The following is a 16,240-nucleotide window of genomic DNA, read 5'->3' as shown; positions in this document are numbered from 1 at the left end:
CCAAGTCACTCAGGCATCATGCTCGACAATCTCACACAACGCTTCACCGGCATCATCAAGAACCTGCGCGGACAGGGGCGCCTGACCGAAAGCAACATCCAGGATGCCCTGCGCGAAGTGCGTCTCGCCCTGCTGGAAGCCGACGTCGCGCTGCCGGTGGTGAAGGACTTCATCGCCAAGGTGAAGGAAGCCGCACTTGGACAGGAAGTCATCGCCAGCCTGACACCGGGTCAGGCGCTGATCGGCGTGGTCAATCGCGAACTGACCAAGCTGATGGGCGAAGCCAATGTCGGCATCAACCTCGCCACCGTGCCGCCCGCCGTGATCCTGATGGCCGGCCTGCAAGGCGCGGGCAAGACCACCAGCAGCGGCAAGCTGGCCAAACTGCTCAGCGAACAACACAAAAAGAAGGTGCTGCTGGTCAGTTGCGACGTATACCGCCCGGCCGCCATCGAGCAACTGCGCACACTGGCGCAGCAACTCGGGATCGACTTCTTCCCCTCCGACATCTCGCAGAAGCCGCAGGAGATCGCACTCGCCGCGCATGACTGGGCGAAGAAACACCATCACGACATCCTGATCGTCGACACCGCCGGTCGTCTGGCCGTGGACGAGGCGATGATGGCCGAGATCAAGGAACTGCATGGCGCACTCAAGCCCATCGAGACCTTGTTCGTGGTCGATGCGATGACCGGCCAGGACGCGGTGAACACTGCCAAAGCCTTCGGTGAGACTTTGCCGCTGACCGGCGTCATCCTCACCAAACTGGACGGTGATGCGCGCGGCGGTGCGGCGCTTTCAGTGCGACAGATCACCGGCAAGCCGATCAAGTTCGTCGGTGTCAGCGAAAAACCGAATGGTCTGGAAGCCTTCCACCCCGAGCGGATGGCACAACGCATCCTCGGCATGGGCGATGTGCTGTCGCTGCTGGAAGCGGCGCAACGCAATGTGGATCTGGGCGAAGCCGAGAAGCTGGCGAAGAAGATGCACAGCGGCAAGGGCTTCGACCTCAACGACTTCAAGATGCAGATCGTGCAGATGAAGAAGATGGGCGGTATGTCCGCACTGATGGACAAGCTACCCGCGCAACTCGCGCAAGCCGCAGCAGGTGCCAAGGTGGACGAGCGCCAGATCAACCGCACCGAAGGCATCATCAATTCCATGACACCCTGGGAGCGCAGCCACCCGGAACAGATCAAGGCCTCGCGCAAGAAGCGCATCGCTGCCGGCGCGGGCGTGCAGGTGATGCACGTGAACCAGTTGCTCAACCAGTTCGAGCAATCGCAGAAGATGATGAAGATGTTCAGCGGCAAGGGCATGATGAGCAAGATGATGAAATCCATGGCGGGGAAGAGATTCCCCGGGATGTAACAAGGAAAGAAGATGACCATCAAAGCGATAATTTTCGACGTAGACGGCACGCTGGCGGACACCGAGGACGGCCACCGCAAATCGTTCAACAAGGCCTTTGCCGAGAACGGGCTGGATTGGCACTGGGACGTCGCGCTGTATGACAAGCTGCTCAAGGTGACCGGCGGCAAGGAGCGCATCAAGTATTTCGTCTCAGACTTTCTGACCGGCTATGAGCGACCTTCCGATTTCGACGAATTCGTGAAGCACCTGCATAAGGTTAAGACCGGCCACTACACCACCATGCTGCGCGAAGGCGCGATCCCGCTGCGCCCCGGCATCAAGCAACTGATCGAGGACGCCTACCAGGCCGGGATCAAGCTCGCCATCGCGACCACCACCACGGCGGAGAACGTGACCGCCCTGCTGGAAGTGGGATTGGGCAAGGACTGGGAGAAATACTTCGCGGCCAATGGCTGCGGCGACATCGTGCCGCACAAGAAGCCCGCTCCCGACATCTACCTCTGGGTGCTGGACAAGCTGAGCCTGAAGGCTGAGGACTGCATCGCGCTGGAGGATTCCAACAACGGACTGCGTTCGGCACTGGCGGCGGGCATCAAGACCTATGTCACCACCAATCCCTATACACACCGACAGGATTTCATCAATGCCGCCGCCGTGCTGGACGACCTGAGCGACCTGCCCGCTTTCTACAGGCTGACTGGCCTGCAAATTTAGGCGATCGACGGGTTTCCTGCTACTCTTGCGGACAAGATCAATCGTCCATGAATCACCATGCAAGGCTATCTGAAACGCATCCTGACCGCCCGCGTCTACGACGTGGCCGTTGAGACACCGCTAGAACACGCACCCGACCTGTCGGCGCGCACCGGCAACACCATCCTGTTCAAACGCGAGGACATGCAGCCCGTGTTCTCGTTCAAGCTGCGCGGTGCCTACAACAAGATGGCGCAGCTCACTCCCGAGCAACTGAAGCGCGGCGTGATCGCCGCCTCGGCCGGCAATCACGCCCAGGGGGTGGCGATGTCCGCGCACCGCCTCGGCTGCAAGGCCGTCATCGTGATGCCCACCACCACCCCGCAGGTGAAGATCGAGGCCGTCAAGCATTTCGGCCAGCGTTCGGTGGAGATCGTGTTGCACGGCGACAGCTACAGCGATGCCTGCACCCACGCCTATGCGCTGGAGAAGGAAAAGCAGCTCACCTTCGTGCACCCCTTCGACGATCCGGACGTGATCGCCGGACAGGGCACGGTCGCGATGGAGATCCTGCGCCAGCGCCAGGCCCCCGTCCACGCCATCTTCTGCGCCATCGGCGGCGGCGGCCTGATCGCCGGCGTGGCCGCCTACGTCAAACAGGTGCGTCCGGACATCAAGGTGATCGGCGTGCAGACCACCGACTCCGACGCGATGGCACGTTCGCTGAAATCGAAGAAACGCGTCACGCTCAACGACGTCGGCCTGTTCTCGGACGGCACAGCGGTGAAGCTGGCGGGCGAAGAGACCTTCCGTATCTGCAAGCAATATGTGGACGAAGTGATACTGGTCAACACCGACGAGGTCTGCGCAGCGATCAAGGACGTGTTCCAGGACACGCGCTCCATCCTCGAACCGGCCGGTGCACTGGCGGTCGCCGGTGCCAAGGCCTATGCCAAGCGCGAACAGATCAAGGGTGAGACGCTGGTCACCGTGTGCAGCGGCGCGAACATGAATTTCGACCGTCTGCGTTTCGTGGCCGAGCGCGCCGAGATCGGCGAGAAGCGCGAAGCCATCCTCGCGGTGACCATCCCCGAAACGCCCGGCAGCTTCCGCAAGTTCTGCTCGCTGCTGGGCAAGCGCAACATCACCGAGTTCAATTACCGCTACGCCGATCCGGCAGCGGCACAGGTGTTCGTCGGCATCCAGGTCAAGGACCAGTCGGAGACAAGCGACCTGATCGACAAACTCCAGCGCAACAAACTGCCGGCGCTGGATCTGTCCGACAATGAGATGGCCAAACTGCACCTGCGCCATCTGGTCGGCGGTCATGCGCCCGACGCGAAGGACGAGATCATGTTCCGCTTCGAATTCCCGGAGCGGCCCGGCGCGCTGATGAATTTTCTCAACAGCATGAGCCACAACTGGAACATCAGTCTGTTCCACTACCGCAACCACGGCGCAGACTACGGCCGCGTGCTGGTCGGCATGCAAGTACCCAAGCAGGACAAGAAGGCGCTCAAGACCTTCCTCGACAACCTGGGTTACCGCTATTGGGACGAGAGCGAAAATCCGGCCTATCGCCTGTTTCTGGGATGATGCAGTGAGCACGGATCGCTTCCGTGTCATCTCCAGCCTGCCGCACACCGCTTTCTTGCACCGGAGTTGCGGGCATTACGACGAAGTTAAGTCCAGTTCCGCCGGCAATGGCGCGCGTTCGTTGCTTTGTAGCCAATGGGGCAAGCGCTTATGAGCATCCAGGCTAGGAAGCTGACCCTCCGGCAACGTATAATCGCCGCCCGCGAAAATCTGGCTGCATCGGAACGCTTGCGTCTGAGTCATGCCATCCTGGGCGCGGTAAGCGGCCTGCCCGTGTACCAACAAGCCTCGACGGTACTGGGCTACCTGAATTTCGGGGCGGAACTGGCGACCGAGGTCTGGCTGGAACAGGCCCTGCGTGACGGCAAGCGTGTGTTGCTGCCGCGCGTGAACCGGGCAAGCAAGCACCTGGATCTCTATCAGATACAGGATCTGCGCCAGGACGTGGCGCCCGGATCGTGGGGCATACGCGAACCGCTGATAGAGCGATGCATAAAAGAAGAAGCGCCGGGGACGATAGATTTCATATTGTTACCCGGCGTCGCGTTCACCCGGAACGGGGGACGTCTGGGATATGGGGGCGGTTTCTACGACAGACTGCTGGCACGCATGCCGCACCGACCGGCTTTGGTCGCTGCCGCGTTCGGGCTGCAAGTGGTCGAAGACATCCCGCTGGAGGACACCGACCGCGCAGTGGAATGGCTGGTGACGGAAAACGAAATATTGCGTTGTAACCGAGAGAGAGAGTAAGCGATGGCGACACAGATACCCGATCATGATCCGCAGGAAACCCTGGAATGGCTGGAATCGCTCCAGTCCGTACTGGAAAAGGAAGGTGCACAGCGCGCCCACTTCCTGCTGGACCAGCTGATCAACCATGCACGGCTGGCCGGCGACGATATGCCGATCAGCGCCACCACCCCCTACGTCAACACCATTCCGGTGGACAAGGAAGAGCGCTCGCCCGGCAACCATGAGCTGGAACACCGCATCCGTGCGCTGACGCGCTGGAACGCGATGGCCATCATCCTGAACGCGAACAAGGAATCTTCCGAACTGGGCGGCCACATCGCCAGCTTCGCCTCGGCCGCCACGCTGTACGACGTCGGCTTCAACCATTTCTTCCGCGGCCAGACCAAGGATCACGGCGGCGACCTGGTGTATTTCCAGGGCCACTGCTCACCCGGCATCTATGCGCGCGCCTTCCTCGAAGGCCGCCTGACGGAAGAGCAGTTGCGCAAGTTCCGCCAGGAAGTGGACGGCGACGGACTGTCTTCTTATCCGCACCCGTGGCTGATGCCGAACTTCTGGCAATTCCCCACCGTGTCGATGGGACTGGGGCCGCTGATGGCCATCTATCAGGCGCGTTTCATGCGCTATCTGCAGCATCGCAACCTGTCGCAGACCGACGGCCGCAAGGTATGGGCGTTCCTCGGCGACGGCGAGACCGACGAGCCGGAATCGCTCGGTGCGATCTCCATGGCCGGCCGCGAAGGACTGGACAATCTGATCTTCGTGATCAACTGCAACCTGCAACGTCTGGACGGCCCGGTGCGAGGCAACGGCAAGATCATCCAGGAACTGGAAGGCGTGTTCCGCGGCGCAGGCTGGAACGTCATCAAGGTGGTGTGGGGTCGCTGGTGGGACCGCCTGCTGGCCAAGGACAAGAGCGGCCTGCTCGCGAAACGCATGATGGAAGTGGTGGACGGCGAATACCAGACCTACAAGGCCCGTGACGGCGCCTATGTGCGCCAGCATTTCTTCGGCAAATATCCGGAATTGCTGGAATTGGTCGCCGACATGTCCGACGACGAGATCTGGCGTCTGAACCGTGGCGGTCACGATCCGTTCAAAGTGTTCGCAGCCTACTCTGCGGCCACCAAGCACAAGGGCCAGCCCACGGTCATCCTGGCCAAGACCGTGAAAGGTTACGGCATGGGTTCGTCCGGCGAGGCGCAGAATCCGACCCACCAGCAGAAGAAGATGGACGGTGGCTCGCTGCGCAACTTCCGCGACCGTTTCAATATCCCGGTGAGCGACGAGCAACTGCCCAACCTGCCTTTCGTACGCCCGGCGCCGGACAGCCAGGAAGCCAAATACCTCAAGGAACGCGGCGCGGCGATGGGCAACATCCCGGCACGCGAGCCGCTGGCGCATCCGCTCAACACGCCGACACTGGACGCTTTCGACGCTTTGCTCAAATCCAGCGATGATCGCGAGTTCTCCACCACCATGGCGTTCGTGCGCCTGCTGGGCATGCTGGTGAAGGACAAGGCCATCGGCAAGCAGATCGTGCCTATCGTGCCCGATGAGTCGCGCACCTTCGGTATGGAAGGCATGTTCCGTCAACTCGGCATCTTCTCGCAGGTGGGTCAGCTGTACACCCCGCAGGACGCGGACCAGTTGATGTTCTACAAGGAATCCGAATCCGGCCAGATCCTGCAGGAGGGCATCAACGAGGCGGGCGGCATGGCCGACTGGATCGCTGCTGCCACCGCCTATGCCAACCACGGCGTGGCGATGATCCCGTTCTACATCTATTACTCGATGTTCGGCTTCCAGCGCATCGGCGACCTGGCTTATGCAGCCGGCGACCTGCGCGCGCGCGGCTTCCTGGTCGGCGGCACCGCCGGTCGCACCACACTGAACGGTGAAGGCTTGCAGCATCAGGACGGCCACAGCCACCTGATGGCCGCGACCATCCCCAACTGCGTGTCCTACGATCCGACCTTCGCCTATGAGCTGGCCGTGATCGTGCAGGATGGCATGCGCCGCATGTATCAGGAACAGCAGGACGTGTTCTATTACCTCACGGTGATGAACGAGAACTACACCCACCCCGCCATGCCCAAGGGTGCCGAAGCAGGCATCATCAAGGGCATGTACAAGTTCAGCAGCACCAAGGCCAAATCCAAGGCCAAAGTACAGTTGCTGGGCAGCGGTACCATCCTGCGCGAGGTCATCGCGGCGGCCGAACTGCTGGCGCGCGACTTCGACATCTCCTCGGATGTGTGGAGCGTGACCAGCTTCAACGAGTTGCGCCGCGAAGGCATCGACTGCGAACGCTGGAACATGCTGCATCCGGAAGCCAAAGCCCGCGTCAGTTATGTCGAGCAGTGTCTGGATGCGAAGGTGCCGGTCGTCGCCGCGACCGACTACATGCGCGCCTACCCGGACCAGATCCGTCCCTATGTGAGGGCGCAGTACAAGACGCTGGGCACGGACGGTTTCGGCCGTTCCGACTTCCGCAAGAAACTGCGCGAGTTCTTCGAGGTGGACCGCTACTTCGTCGCCGTTGCCGCACTGAAGGCATTGGCCGACGAAGGCAGCATCGACGCGAGCGTGGTCAGCAAAGCGATCAAGCAATACCAGATCGACGCCGACAAGCCGAATCCCACCACGGTGTAAGCGAGGAGAACGACGTGGCAGAAATCAAGAAAGTATCGGTACCCGACATCGGCGGGTTCAAAGGTGTCGAGGTCATCGAAGTGGGCGTGAAGGCCGGCGAGCAGATCACTGCCGAACAGACGCTGATCACTCTGGAGACCGACAAGGCGACCATGGATGTGCCTGCACCGTTCGGCGGCGTGCTGAAAGAAATCAAGGTCAAGGTCGGCGACAAGGTCTCCGAAGGCGACCTGATCGCACTGATCGAGGCCAGTGCCAGTGCAGCGTCCGCTGTCGCCGCACCGTCCGCACCCGCACCCGCACCACAGGCTGCACCTGTTGCGGCAACTCCTGCAACGAAACCTGCGCCGGTTGCTGCCGCAGCGCCGGTCGCGGTGGCATCCGGCGGCAAGGCACACGCCAGCCCGTCCATCCGTCGTTTCGCACGCGAACTCGGTGTCGACCTGACACTGGTCAAGGGCAGTGCAGACAAAGGCCGCGTCACCAAGGACGATGTGCAGAACTTCGTCAAGCAGTCGCTAGCGCAACCGCGCGGCGCGGCAAGCGGCGGCACATTGCCCGGCCTGCTGCCGTGGCCAGAGGTGGACTTCGCCAAGTTCGGCGCGGTCGAAACCAAGGCGCTGTCGCGCATCAAGAAGATCTCCGGTGCCAACCTGCACCGCAACTGGGTGATGATCCCGCATGTCACGCAGTTCGAGGATGCCGACATCAGTGAGCTGGAAGCTTTCCGCAAACAGCTGAATGATGAATACGCCAAGCAGAACATCAAGATCACCCCGCTCGCCTTCATGCTCAAGGCCGTGGCCGTGACACTGAAGCACTTCCCCGATTTCAACGCCTCGCTGTCCGCCAGCGGCGAGAACCTGATCGTGAAGAAGTACATCCACATCGGCGTCGCGGTGGATACGCCGGATGGCCTGATGGTGCCGGTGATCCGCGACGTGGACCAGAAGGGCATCGTGCAACTTGCCAAGGAGCTGGGCGAGGTCAGCGCCCGTGCGCGCGACAAGAAGATCACCGCCGCCGACATGCAGGGCGGCTGTTTCACCATCTCCAGTCTGGGCGGCATAGGCGGCACTTCGTTCACGCCGATCATCAACGCGCCGGAAGTCGCGATCCTCGGCGTGTCGCGTTCCAGCATGAAGCCGGTGTGGAAGGACGGCGAGTTCGTGCCGCGCCTGATGCTGCCGCTGTCGCTGTCCTACGACCACCGCGTGATCGACGGCGCGGCCGGGGCGCGTTTCACCACCTACCTGTCGCACGTGCTGTCCGACGTGCGCCGCATGGCTGTCTGAGCAGTGACGCAACCCATCGGCATCCTCGGCGGTACGTTCGATCCCATCCATCATGGGCATCTGCGTATCGCGCAGGAAGCGCTGGAACAATGCGGCCTGTCGCAGGTGCGCTTCATCCCCAGCGGCACGCCACCGCATCGTCCGCCACCGCATGCACCGGCCAAGGTGCGCTGGGAGATGGTGCGCCTGGCGGTGAACGGCCATCCCGACTTCATGGTCGACGTGCGCGAGGTGTTCCGTACCGACCCCTGCTACACCGTCGATACGCTCACCGCGCTGCGCGCCGAGCTGGGCGACACACAGCCGCTGTGCCTGATCCTCGGCGGGGATGCCTTCCTGCAACTGCACACCTGGCACGAATGGCGGCAGCTGTTCGCGCTGGCGCACATCGTGGTGCTGCAGCGCGCGGGGGGCTTGCCGCTGGGCAACGCGATGGCGCAGGCCGACGACACACTGCAAACCGAATACCGCGCCCGACTCGCTCCCGGCGCGCAGGCGCTGCACGAGGCACCGGCAGGCGCGATCTTCGTCGCCGACATGCCGGCCCTCGAGATCTCCGCCACCGATATCCGCCGCCGCTGCAAGGACGGCAAGAGCATCCGCTATCTGCTGCCCGACGCCGTCGCCCACCACATACAAACCAATCAGACCTACTCATCATGCTGAACGTAAAAGACAAGACCGCCGCCGTCGTGGCGGCACTGGAAGACATCAAGGCGCAGGACATCCAGGTCATCGATACGCGCAAGTTCAATTCGCTGTTCGAAGCGATGGTGATCGCCAGCGCACAATCCACCCGGCAGACCAAGGCACTGGCCGATCAGGTGGAAATGAAGCTGAAGGAGCTCGGCGAAGAAGTGATCGGCGTCGAGGGCGGCGACAGCGGCGAGTGGGTGCTGGTCGATCTTGGCGACGTCGTGGTGCACATCATGCAGCCGGCAGTACGTGCGTATTACAACCTTGAAGAACTCTGGGGCGTCCAACCCAAGCTGCGCGCCCAAGCCGGCAAATGAAACTGATGGTCCTCGCGGTGGGCAACAAGATGCCCGCGTGGATCACCGAGGGTTTCAACGAATACGCCAAGCGCATGCCGCGCGAGGCGGCCATCTCGCTGGTCGAGATCAAGCCGGAGCCGCGCACCACCGGCAAGACCACCGAGCAGATCATGGAAGCCGAGGCTCAGCGCATCCTCTCCGCCCTGCCCGCCTCCGCGCACTGCATCGCGCTCGACGAACACGGTGCCACCCCGACCACCAGGCAACTGGCCCAACAGATGAAAGACTGGATGCAGCAGGGCGGCGATGTCGCCTTCATCATCGGCGGCGCGGATGGCTTGCACGCGTCGGTCAAACAGCGCGCACGGCAACTGATGGCGCTGTCCGCCTTCACCCTGCCGCACGGCATGGTGCGCGTACTGCTGGCGGAACAGCTTTATCGCGCGCACTCGCTGATGCACAATCACCCCTATCACAGAGAATGACTCCGGGTCAGCCATGAGTACCAGCCACGCACGCATCTATCTCGCCTCGCAGAGTCCTCGCCGCCGCGAACTGCTCAAGCAGATCGGCGTGCATTTCGATCCGTTGCTGTTGCGCAACGATGCGCGCCGTGAAGTGCGCGTGGACGAGACTCCGCTCGATGGTGAACTACCGGTCGACTATGTGCAGCGCATCTGCCGCGAAAAGGCCGAGGCGGGCTGGGAGGCGCTGTTGCTGCGCAAACTCCGTCCCTATCCGGTGCTGGCAGCCGATACCACCGTCACCGTGAACGGCAAGATCATCGGCAAGCCGGACGATAACGAGCACGCCTTGCAGATCCTCAGCGAACTTTCCGGCACACGCCATCAGGTGCTCACCGCGGTAGCAATCGCATTCGAGGGACGCGTGGAGATGCGCCTGTCGACTACCGACATCACCTTCGCCGAACTGAGCGAGGCGCGCATCCGCCGCTACCTGCTGACCGGCGAGGCACACGACAAGGCCGGTGCCTACGGCATCCAGGGTGCCGCCGGTGCATTCGTCAAGCATATCGACGGCAGCTACACAGGCGTGATGGGGCTACCATTGTTCGAGACGGTAGAATTGCTGCAATCTTTCGGAGTCTCCACCGCATGAATGAAGAGATACTGATCAACGTCACCCCGCAGGAGACACGCGTCGCGGTGATGCAACAGGGCGTGGTGCAGGAACTGCACATCGAACGCGGCAGCCAGCGCGGTCTGGTCGGCAACGTCTACGTCGGCAAGGTGAAACGCGTGCTGCCGGGCATGCAGTCGGCCTTCATCGACATCGGACTGGAACGTTCCGCCTTCCTGCACGTCGCCGACATCTGGGAGAACCGCATCAACGGCGACGCTGCCAAGCCCATCGAGAAGGTATTGTTCGAAGGGCAGAGCGTGCTGGCGCAGGTCATCAAGGATCCGATCGGCAGCAAGGGCGCTCGACTGTCCACGCAATTGAGCTTCGCCGGGAGATTGCTGGTCTATCTGCCGCAGGAAGGGCATATAGGCGTGTCACAGCGCATCGAGAACGAGGAGGAGCGCGAGACCCTGCGCGCGCGCCTGCAGCAGTTGCTCCCCGCCGAGCATGGCGGCGGCTACATCATCCGCACCATGGCCGAAGGTTCGACGGACGAGGAGATGCGCACCGACGTGGCCTACCTGGACAAGTTGTGGGACAAGCTGCAGCAACGCGCAAAGCAGCTCGGCGCACCCGCCCTGCTGTACAAAGAGCTGGATATCAGCCTGCGCGTGCTGCGCGATTTCGTCGGACCGGAGACTTCGCGCATCCTGGTGGATTCGCGCGACACCCACCAGCGCATGCAGGAGTTCGCGGCGGATTTCAGTCCTGCGGCGGCGGGGAGGTTGAACCATTACATCGGTACCCGTCCGCTGTTCGACCTGTATGGCATCGAGGACGAGATCGAATCCGCGCTGTCCAAGCGCGTCAACCTGAAGTCGGGTGGCTACCTGATCATCGACCAGACCGAGGCGCTGACCACCATCGATGTGAACACCGGGGGCTTCGTCGGCGGCCGCAACTTCGACGACACCATCTTCAAGACCAATCTGGAAGCGGCACAGGTCATCGCGCGCCAGCTGCGCCTGCGCAACCTGGGCGGCATCATCATCTGCGATTTCATCGACATGGACAGCCAGGAACACCGCGACGGCGTGCTGGAGGAGTTCCGCAAGATGCTGGCGCTGGATCGCACCCGTGTCAGCGTCAACGGATTCTCCACGCTGGGCCTGGTCGAGATGACGCGCAAGCGTACCCGCGAGAGTCTGGCCCATGTGCTGTGCGAACCCTGCCCTACCTGCCAAGGGCGCGGCGAAGTGAAGACCGCACAGACCGTGTGTTACCAGATCCTGCGCGAGATCCTGCGCGAAGCCCGCCAGTTCAATGCGCGCGAGTACCGCATCCTCGCTTCGCAGCAGGTGATCGACCTGTTCCTCGACGAGGAATCGCAGAGTCTGGCCCAGTTGTCCGACTTCATCGGCAAGCCGGTGTCGCTGCAGGTGGAGAGTCTTTACAATCAGGAGCAATACGATGTCATCCTGATGTAGGGGTCGTGCGTTAAACGCTGGCCTTCCGGTTTTCTGCCTGGCAGAAGTCCGGAGTCAAGGCAACAGCAACAGTGCGATTCCAAGCCGGCGCGAGCCGGCTTTTTTTCTGTGTATCATCCGCCAATGCCCCTACAGTCCCGTATAACCATGTTCCGCGCATCATGCCTGTGGATTGCGCTGTGCCTGCCTGGTGCGGGCTGGGCCGAGCTCGGCAACCCGCTCCCCGCGCTGGCTAGCACAGGCATGCAGCAGGCGGATGCCACACGAGAGTACGTATCAGAGCAATTCGTCCGGCTGATCACCGGGCTGGATCGCTTCTTCGGCGATGAACGCGACTTCCAGGAGAGCAATCGCAGTGTGCTCCAACTAGACCTTGACGAGCGGTTACTGGCCGGCGGCCAGCGCGAGACCACCCTGTCCGGTCGCGTCAAGCTGCACCTGCCTTCGACCGAGCATCGTTTGCACCTGCTGCTGGAAAGCGATCCGGAACAGAACACCGCCGGCCCGGGTGCCGCCCAGAATCCGGCGCAACGTGTCGGGCCTTTCCGCGCACCGGGCGAATACGGCCTCGCCCTGCGCCTGGAAGAGCGAGAGGAACAGGTCTGGCACACCAGCACCGACATCGGCATCAAGCTGCATGCGCCGCTTGAACCCTTTGCCCGTGCACGTGCCAGCCTCGTCGTGCCTCTGGGCGAATGGCGCATGAAACCGGCGCAATCGCTCTACTGGTTCAGCCAGTCCGGTCTGGGTGAGACCACACAGGTGGACTTCGAACGCCAGCTGGCAGAGCAGACACTGTTCCGCGCCACCAGCAGCGTGACATGGCTGCACCTGCCGCAGCGTTTCGACCTGCAGCAGGACTTCACCGTCTTCCATACACTGGACGAGAAACGCGCAGTGCAATACCAGCTCAGTCTGATCGGGGTGAGTCGCCCCCAGTCGCGTCTGGACGATGCCGTGCTGTCTGTGCTCTACCGCCGCCAATTGAACCGACGCTGGTTGTTCTTCGAATTCAATCCGCAATTGCATTTCCGGCACGCGCAAAGCTACGACATGGATCCGCTGCTGTGGCTGCGCCTGCAGATGCTGTTCGACGAGGAATAAGGCCGATAACACCCGCTTTTCGTCTATTGTCCCGTCTGCCCAAGCGTTTATCCTGCATACCCGGAATGTCTACAAGGTGTCACATGCTCAACCGATACGCCCTCCTGCTGCTTGCCTGTGCGATCAGCTTCTCTCCGCAGTCATACGCCCAGCCGGCTCATGGGCAAGCCAAAGCCGAAGCCGCGGCGGTGAGTGCATTCCTCAATGACCTCTCCGCCAACAACGGCATCTACATGTCGATACGGCGCATCGAATTCTTCTCCGAACTGGCCAAAGGGCAACACCCCTTCGCCACCGTCGTCAGCTGCTCCGACTCGCGCGTGCATACCAATATGTTCGCGCGCGCGCCCGAGGGGCAACTGTTCATGATCCGCAACATCGGCAACCAGCTCACCACGGCAGAAGGTTCGGTGGAATACGGCGTGCATCACCTGCATACGCCGGTACTGATGTTCGTGGGCCATTCGCGTTGCGGTGCCATCGCCGCCGTCAGCGGCAACTATTCGAAAGAATCGGAAGCCATCCGGCGCGAGCTGGACACCATCAACATCTCGTCCAACCTCAACAACATGGATGGCGTGCAGGCCAATGTGCATAACCAGGTCAGTGCAGCGATGATCAAATTCGCGGAAGAGATGCGCAAGGGCGAGCTGGTCGTGATCGGAGCGGTGATGGACTTCGCCGACGACATGCACAGCGGCGCGGGCAAGCTGCACCTCATCAACGTGAACGGCGAGAGCGACCGCAGCAAACTGGGCGATATAAAAGCCCTGCTTTCAGAGAGACGCCTGCGCGCGCATTGACAGGATGCTCAGGACTTCAGGCAACTTTCCGGATCGACGCTGCTGCCGCTGACCGCCAGCACCTTGTGGCGCGACTGTGCGCCCTGCTTGAGCTCCACCTGTTTCAACGGCACGCCGAAGATATCGGCGATGAACCTGCATAGCGCATCATTGGCCCGCCCCTCTATGGGCGGGGCGGCAAGGCGCACCTTCAATGCCTCGCCATGCAAGCCCGCCACCTCGCTGCGTTTGGCCCCAGGCTGCACATGCAGCGTCAGCGTCAGCACGTCGCCATTGCGGCGATACCACACACTCACAGCAAGCGCATCGCGCCCTGCTCCAGCGCGCCGACCAGCACGATCAGCAACAGCTGGCACAACAGCAGCAATACCAGGATGGACAGATCGAAATTACCGACGGCCGGGATGCGGCGGCGCAAAGGTTGCACGAAGGGCTGGTTCACCGCCGACAGCAGCGGTGCCAGCGGCGTATGCGGATTGACCCACGACAGCACCGCTTCGAGCAACAGGCTGGCCATCAGCAGATACAGGCTCAGTTTCAGCAGCTTGACCAATGTCCAGGCCAGCAAGCCCGGCAGCGGGAACGTGTCGAACTGGTATCCCTGCAAACCGAGGAAAGCCACGAGATAGACGAACTCGAAGACGAAGGCCAGCAGTAGCGTGGCACTATCCATGCCTGCGAGGGCAGGCAGGCGGCGGCGCAGCGGCAGCACGATGAAATCGGTGATCGCCAGCACGAACTCGCCGAGCGGGTTGCGCATCGGCACGCGCAGCCACACCGCGTGGAAACGGAACAGCAACACCGCCGCGAACGGCTGCAACAGTGCATCGACCAGGAACAACAGCGCTTCAGACAGCATCATCAATCCTTACCCAGTTCATCGCCCAGCTCACGGGAGCGCTCCGCCGCAGCATGGGCGGCCGCGACGATATGCGCGCGAACATCGTGCGCCTCCAGCGTCGACAAAGCACGCTCGGTCGTGCCGTTCTTGGAAGTCACATTAGCCCGCAGCGTGGCGATATCCTGCTGGCTGCTATCCGCCAGTTTGGCCGCGCCGATGAAGGTATCCAGCACCAGTTGTCGCGACTGCAATTCATCCAGCCCCAGTTCCTGCGCCGCCTGCTGCATCGCCTCGATGAAATAGAACACATAGGCTGGGCCGCTGCCAGAGATGGCCGTCACGCTGTCCAGCAGCGATTCATCCTCCACCCACAACGAGGTGCCGACCGCTTCGATGATCGCCTCGGCGCGTGTCCGGCTGCCCGAGCTGACCGCCTCCAGCGCATACAGACCGGTCACGCCATGGCGGATCAGCGCCGGCGTGTTGGGCATGGCGCGCACGATGTTGCCTGTCCCCAGCCAGCGTGCGATGTCATGCGCGCGTATCCCGGCAGCGATGGAGATGACCAGCTGCCCGGTCAGCAAGGGAGCCAGATTGCGGCAGGTGCCCTGCATCTGTTGCGGCTTCACGGCCAGCAGGATGATCTCGCTGTACGGGATGGCATCGCTCATGTCGGTCGTGGCGCGCACCACGAAGTCGTGATGCAGCTGCTGGCAACGTGCCTCGTCCAGCTCGACCACGCGGATCTTGGACGGTGCATAACCGCGCTTGAGCAGGCCGCCGATCAGCGCCTTCGCCATGTTCCCGCCACCGACAAAACAGATGTTCATTGTTCGCCTCCATAGTCCCTGGCTCCGAAGATCGCGGTGCCGATACGCACGATGGTCGCCCCCTCCTGTATCGCCATCGCAAAATCATGCGACATGCCCATCGAGAGCGTGTCCAGCCGCATGCCCTGTGCATTCAATGTCGCGAGCAACTCGCGCATACGCGCGAACGGGGCCCGCTGCTGCGCCGGATCGTCTGCCGGCGCGGGGATCGCCATGAGACCACGCAACCGCAGCCGAGGCAACCGCGCCACCTCGTTCGCCAACTGCGCGACGTCCTGCGGTGCCACACCGCTCTTGCTTGCCTCGCCGCTCACATTGACCTGCAAGCAGATGCTCAGGGGTGGCAGCGATGACGGGCGCTGTGCCGACAAGCGCTCGGCGACCTTCAGCCGGTCCACACCATGCACCCAGTCGAAGTGCTCGGCGATGGCGCGCGTCTTGTTGCTCTGTATCGGCCCGATGAAATGCCATACCAGCGGCAAGTCGCGCAAAGCCCCGATCTTGTCCAGCGCTTCCTGCAGATAGTTCTCGCCGAAGGCAGCCTGCCCGGCTTGATATGCCTCGCGCACAGCGGCGGCCGGAAAGGTCTTGCTGACCGCCAGCAGACGCACCGCATCGACGGGGCGTCCGGCGGCCGTCGCGGCGTCTGCCACAGCCCGTCTCACGGCTTGCAAGTTGGAAAGGATTGCAGTCATAATCCGGCGGCCTGCACGACATTGGCGGTTGTTTAA

At 62.2% G+C, this 16,240-nt stretch carries 17 protein-coding genes; 13 read left to right on the top strand and 4 right to left on the bottom strand.

The features are described from left to right. Positions 1-18: 18 nt before the first annotated feature. The 13 genes from ffh (at position 19) to ACYPYQ_RS01065 (ending at position 13,838) form a co-directional block, all read left to right on the top strand. The gene (gene ffh, locus ACYPYQ_RS01125) at positions 19-1,371 is read left to right on the top strand and encodes a signal recognition particle protein (protein ID WP_459718152.1); all 1,353 of its coding nucleotides are present in this window, start codon (positions 19-21) and stop codon (positions 1,369-1,371) included. Positions 1,372-1,383: 12 nt separating this feature from the next. After that, on the top strand, positions 1,384-2,088 hold the full coding sequence (locus tag ACYPYQ_RS01120; protein ID WP_459718148.1) for an HAD family hydrolase: 705 nt from the start codon (positions 1,384-1,386) through the stop codon (positions 2,086-2,088). Between the two features lie 57 nt (positions 2,089-2,145). Beyond that, complete coding sequence (gene ilvA, locus ACYPYQ_RS01115) at positions 2,146-3,663, top strand: threonine ammonia-lyase, biosynthetic (RefSeq protein ID WP_459718145.1); 1,518 nt, start codon at positions 2,146-2,148, stop codon at positions 3,661-3,663. A gap of 150 nt (positions 3,664-3,813) precedes the next feature. Beyond that, positions 3,814-4,413: a 5-formyltetrahydrofolate cyclo-ligase gene (locus tag ACYPYQ_RS01110; RefSeq protein ID WP_459718140.1), complete on the top strand. Its 600-nt coding sequence runs from the start codon at positions 3,814-3,816 to the stop codon at positions 4,411-4,413. A gap of 3 nt (positions 4,414-4,416) precedes the next feature. Beyond that, positions 4,417-7,071: a pyruvate dehydrogenase (acetyl-transferring), homodimeric type gene (aceE, locus tag ACYPYQ_RS01105; RefSeq protein ID WP_459718136.1), complete on the top strand. Its 2,655-nt coding sequence runs from the start codon at positions 4,417-4,419 to the stop codon at positions 7,069-7,071. 14 nt (positions 7,072-7,085) lie between these two features. Then, on the top strand, positions 7,086-8,366 hold the full coding sequence (gene aceF, locus ACYPYQ_RS01100) for a dihydrolipoyllysine-residue acetyltransferase (protein WP_459718132.1): 1,281 nt from the start codon (positions 7,086-7,088) through the stop codon (positions 8,364-8,366). A gap of 3 nt (positions 8,367-8,369) precedes the next feature. After that, entirely contained in the window at positions 8,370-9,032 is a 663-nt protein-coding gene (gene nadD / locus ACYPYQ_RS01095) for a nicotinate-nucleotide adenylyltransferase (RefSeq protein WP_459718129.1), read from the top strand. After that, positions 9,026-9,379 (top strand): ribosome silencing factor, encoded by a 354-nt coding sequence (rsfS, locus tag ACYPYQ_RS01090; RefSeq protein ID WP_459718126.1) that lies wholly within the window; start codon positions 9,026-9,028, stop codon positions 9,377-9,379. The genes nadD and rsfS overlap by 7 nt, the downstream gene beginning before the upstream one ends. Then, positions 9,376-9,846, top strand: a complete 471-nt coding sequence (gene rlmH / locus ACYPYQ_RS01085; protein ID WP_459718123.1) for a 23S rRNA (pseudouridine(1915)-N(3))-methyltransferase RlmH — start codon at positions 9,376-9,378, stop codon at positions 9,844-9,846. The genes rsfS and rlmH overlap by 4 nt, the downstream gene beginning before the upstream one ends. A gap of 13 nt (positions 9,847-9,859) precedes the next feature. Next, positions 9,860-10,480 (top strand): Maf family protein, encoded by a 621-nt coding sequence (locus ACYPYQ_RS01080; RefSeq protein ID WP_459718120.1) that lies wholly within the window; start codon positions 9,860-9,862, stop codon positions 10,478-10,480. Next, positions 10,477-11,931, top strand: a complete 1,455-nt coding sequence (rng, locus tag ACYPYQ_RS01075) for a ribonuclease G (protein WP_459718117.1) — start codon at positions 10,477-10,479, stop codon at positions 11,929-11,931. The genes ACYPYQ_RS01080 and rng overlap by 4 nt, the downstream gene beginning before the upstream one ends. A 147-nt stretch (positions 11,932-12,078) precedes the next feature. Next, positions 12,079-13,035: a hypothetical protein gene (locus ACYPYQ_RS01070; protein WP_459718113.1), complete on the top strand. Its 957-nt coding sequence runs from the start codon at positions 12,079-12,081 to the stop codon at positions 13,033-13,035. Positions 13,036-13,118: 83 nt separating this feature from the next. Next, positions 13,119-13,838 carry a carbonic anhydrase gene (locus tag ACYPYQ_RS01065; RefSeq protein ID WP_459718110.1) on the top strand — a complete coding sequence of 240 codons (720 nt, stop codon included), beginning with the start codon at positions 13,119-13,121 and terminating at the stop codon, positions 13,836-13,838. An 8-nt stretch (positions 13,839-13,846) separates the two neighbouring features. Here the strand turns inward: ACYPYQ_RS01065 and ACYPYQ_RS01060 are convergent, their stop codons facing one another. From ACYPYQ_RS01060 to ACYPYQ_RS01045, 4 genes are read right to left on the bottom strand one after another with little or no spacing between them, the layout of a single operon-like run. Continuing rightward, positions 13,847-14,134, bottom strand: coding sequence for a DUF167 domain-containing protein (locus tag ACYPYQ_RS01060; protein ID WP_459718107.1), 288 nt, complete (start codon positions 14,132-14,134; stop codon positions 13,847-13,849). Next, on the bottom strand, positions 14,131-14,700 hold the full coding sequence (locus ACYPYQ_RS01055; protein ID WP_459718104.1) for a YggT family protein: 570 nt from the start codon (positions 14,698-14,700) through the stop codon (positions 14,131-14,133). The genes ACYPYQ_RS01060 and ACYPYQ_RS01055 overlap by 4 nt, the downstream gene beginning before the upstream one ends. After that, on the bottom strand, positions 14,700-15,509 hold the full coding sequence (gene proC / locus ACYPYQ_RS01050) for a pyrroline-5-carboxylate reductase (RefSeq protein ID WP_459718101.1): 810 nt from the start codon (positions 15,507-15,509) through the stop codon (positions 14,700-14,702). The genes ACYPYQ_RS01055 and proC overlap by 1 nt, the downstream gene beginning before the upstream one ends. Further along, the gene (locus ACYPYQ_RS01045) at positions 15,506-16,204 is read right to left on the bottom strand and encodes a YggS family pyridoxal phosphate-dependent enzyme (RefSeq protein WP_459718099.1); all 699 of its coding nucleotides are present in this window, start codon (positions 16,202-16,204) and stop codon (positions 15,506-15,508) included. The genes proC and ACYPYQ_RS01045 overlap by 4 nt, the downstream gene beginning before the upstream one ends. Between the last annotated feature and the right edge of the window lie 36 nt (positions 16,205-16,240).

Source organism: Sideroxyarcus sp. TK5 (assembly GCF_054601595.1).
This window is presented reverse-complemented; position numbering and strand designations above follow the sequence as displayed.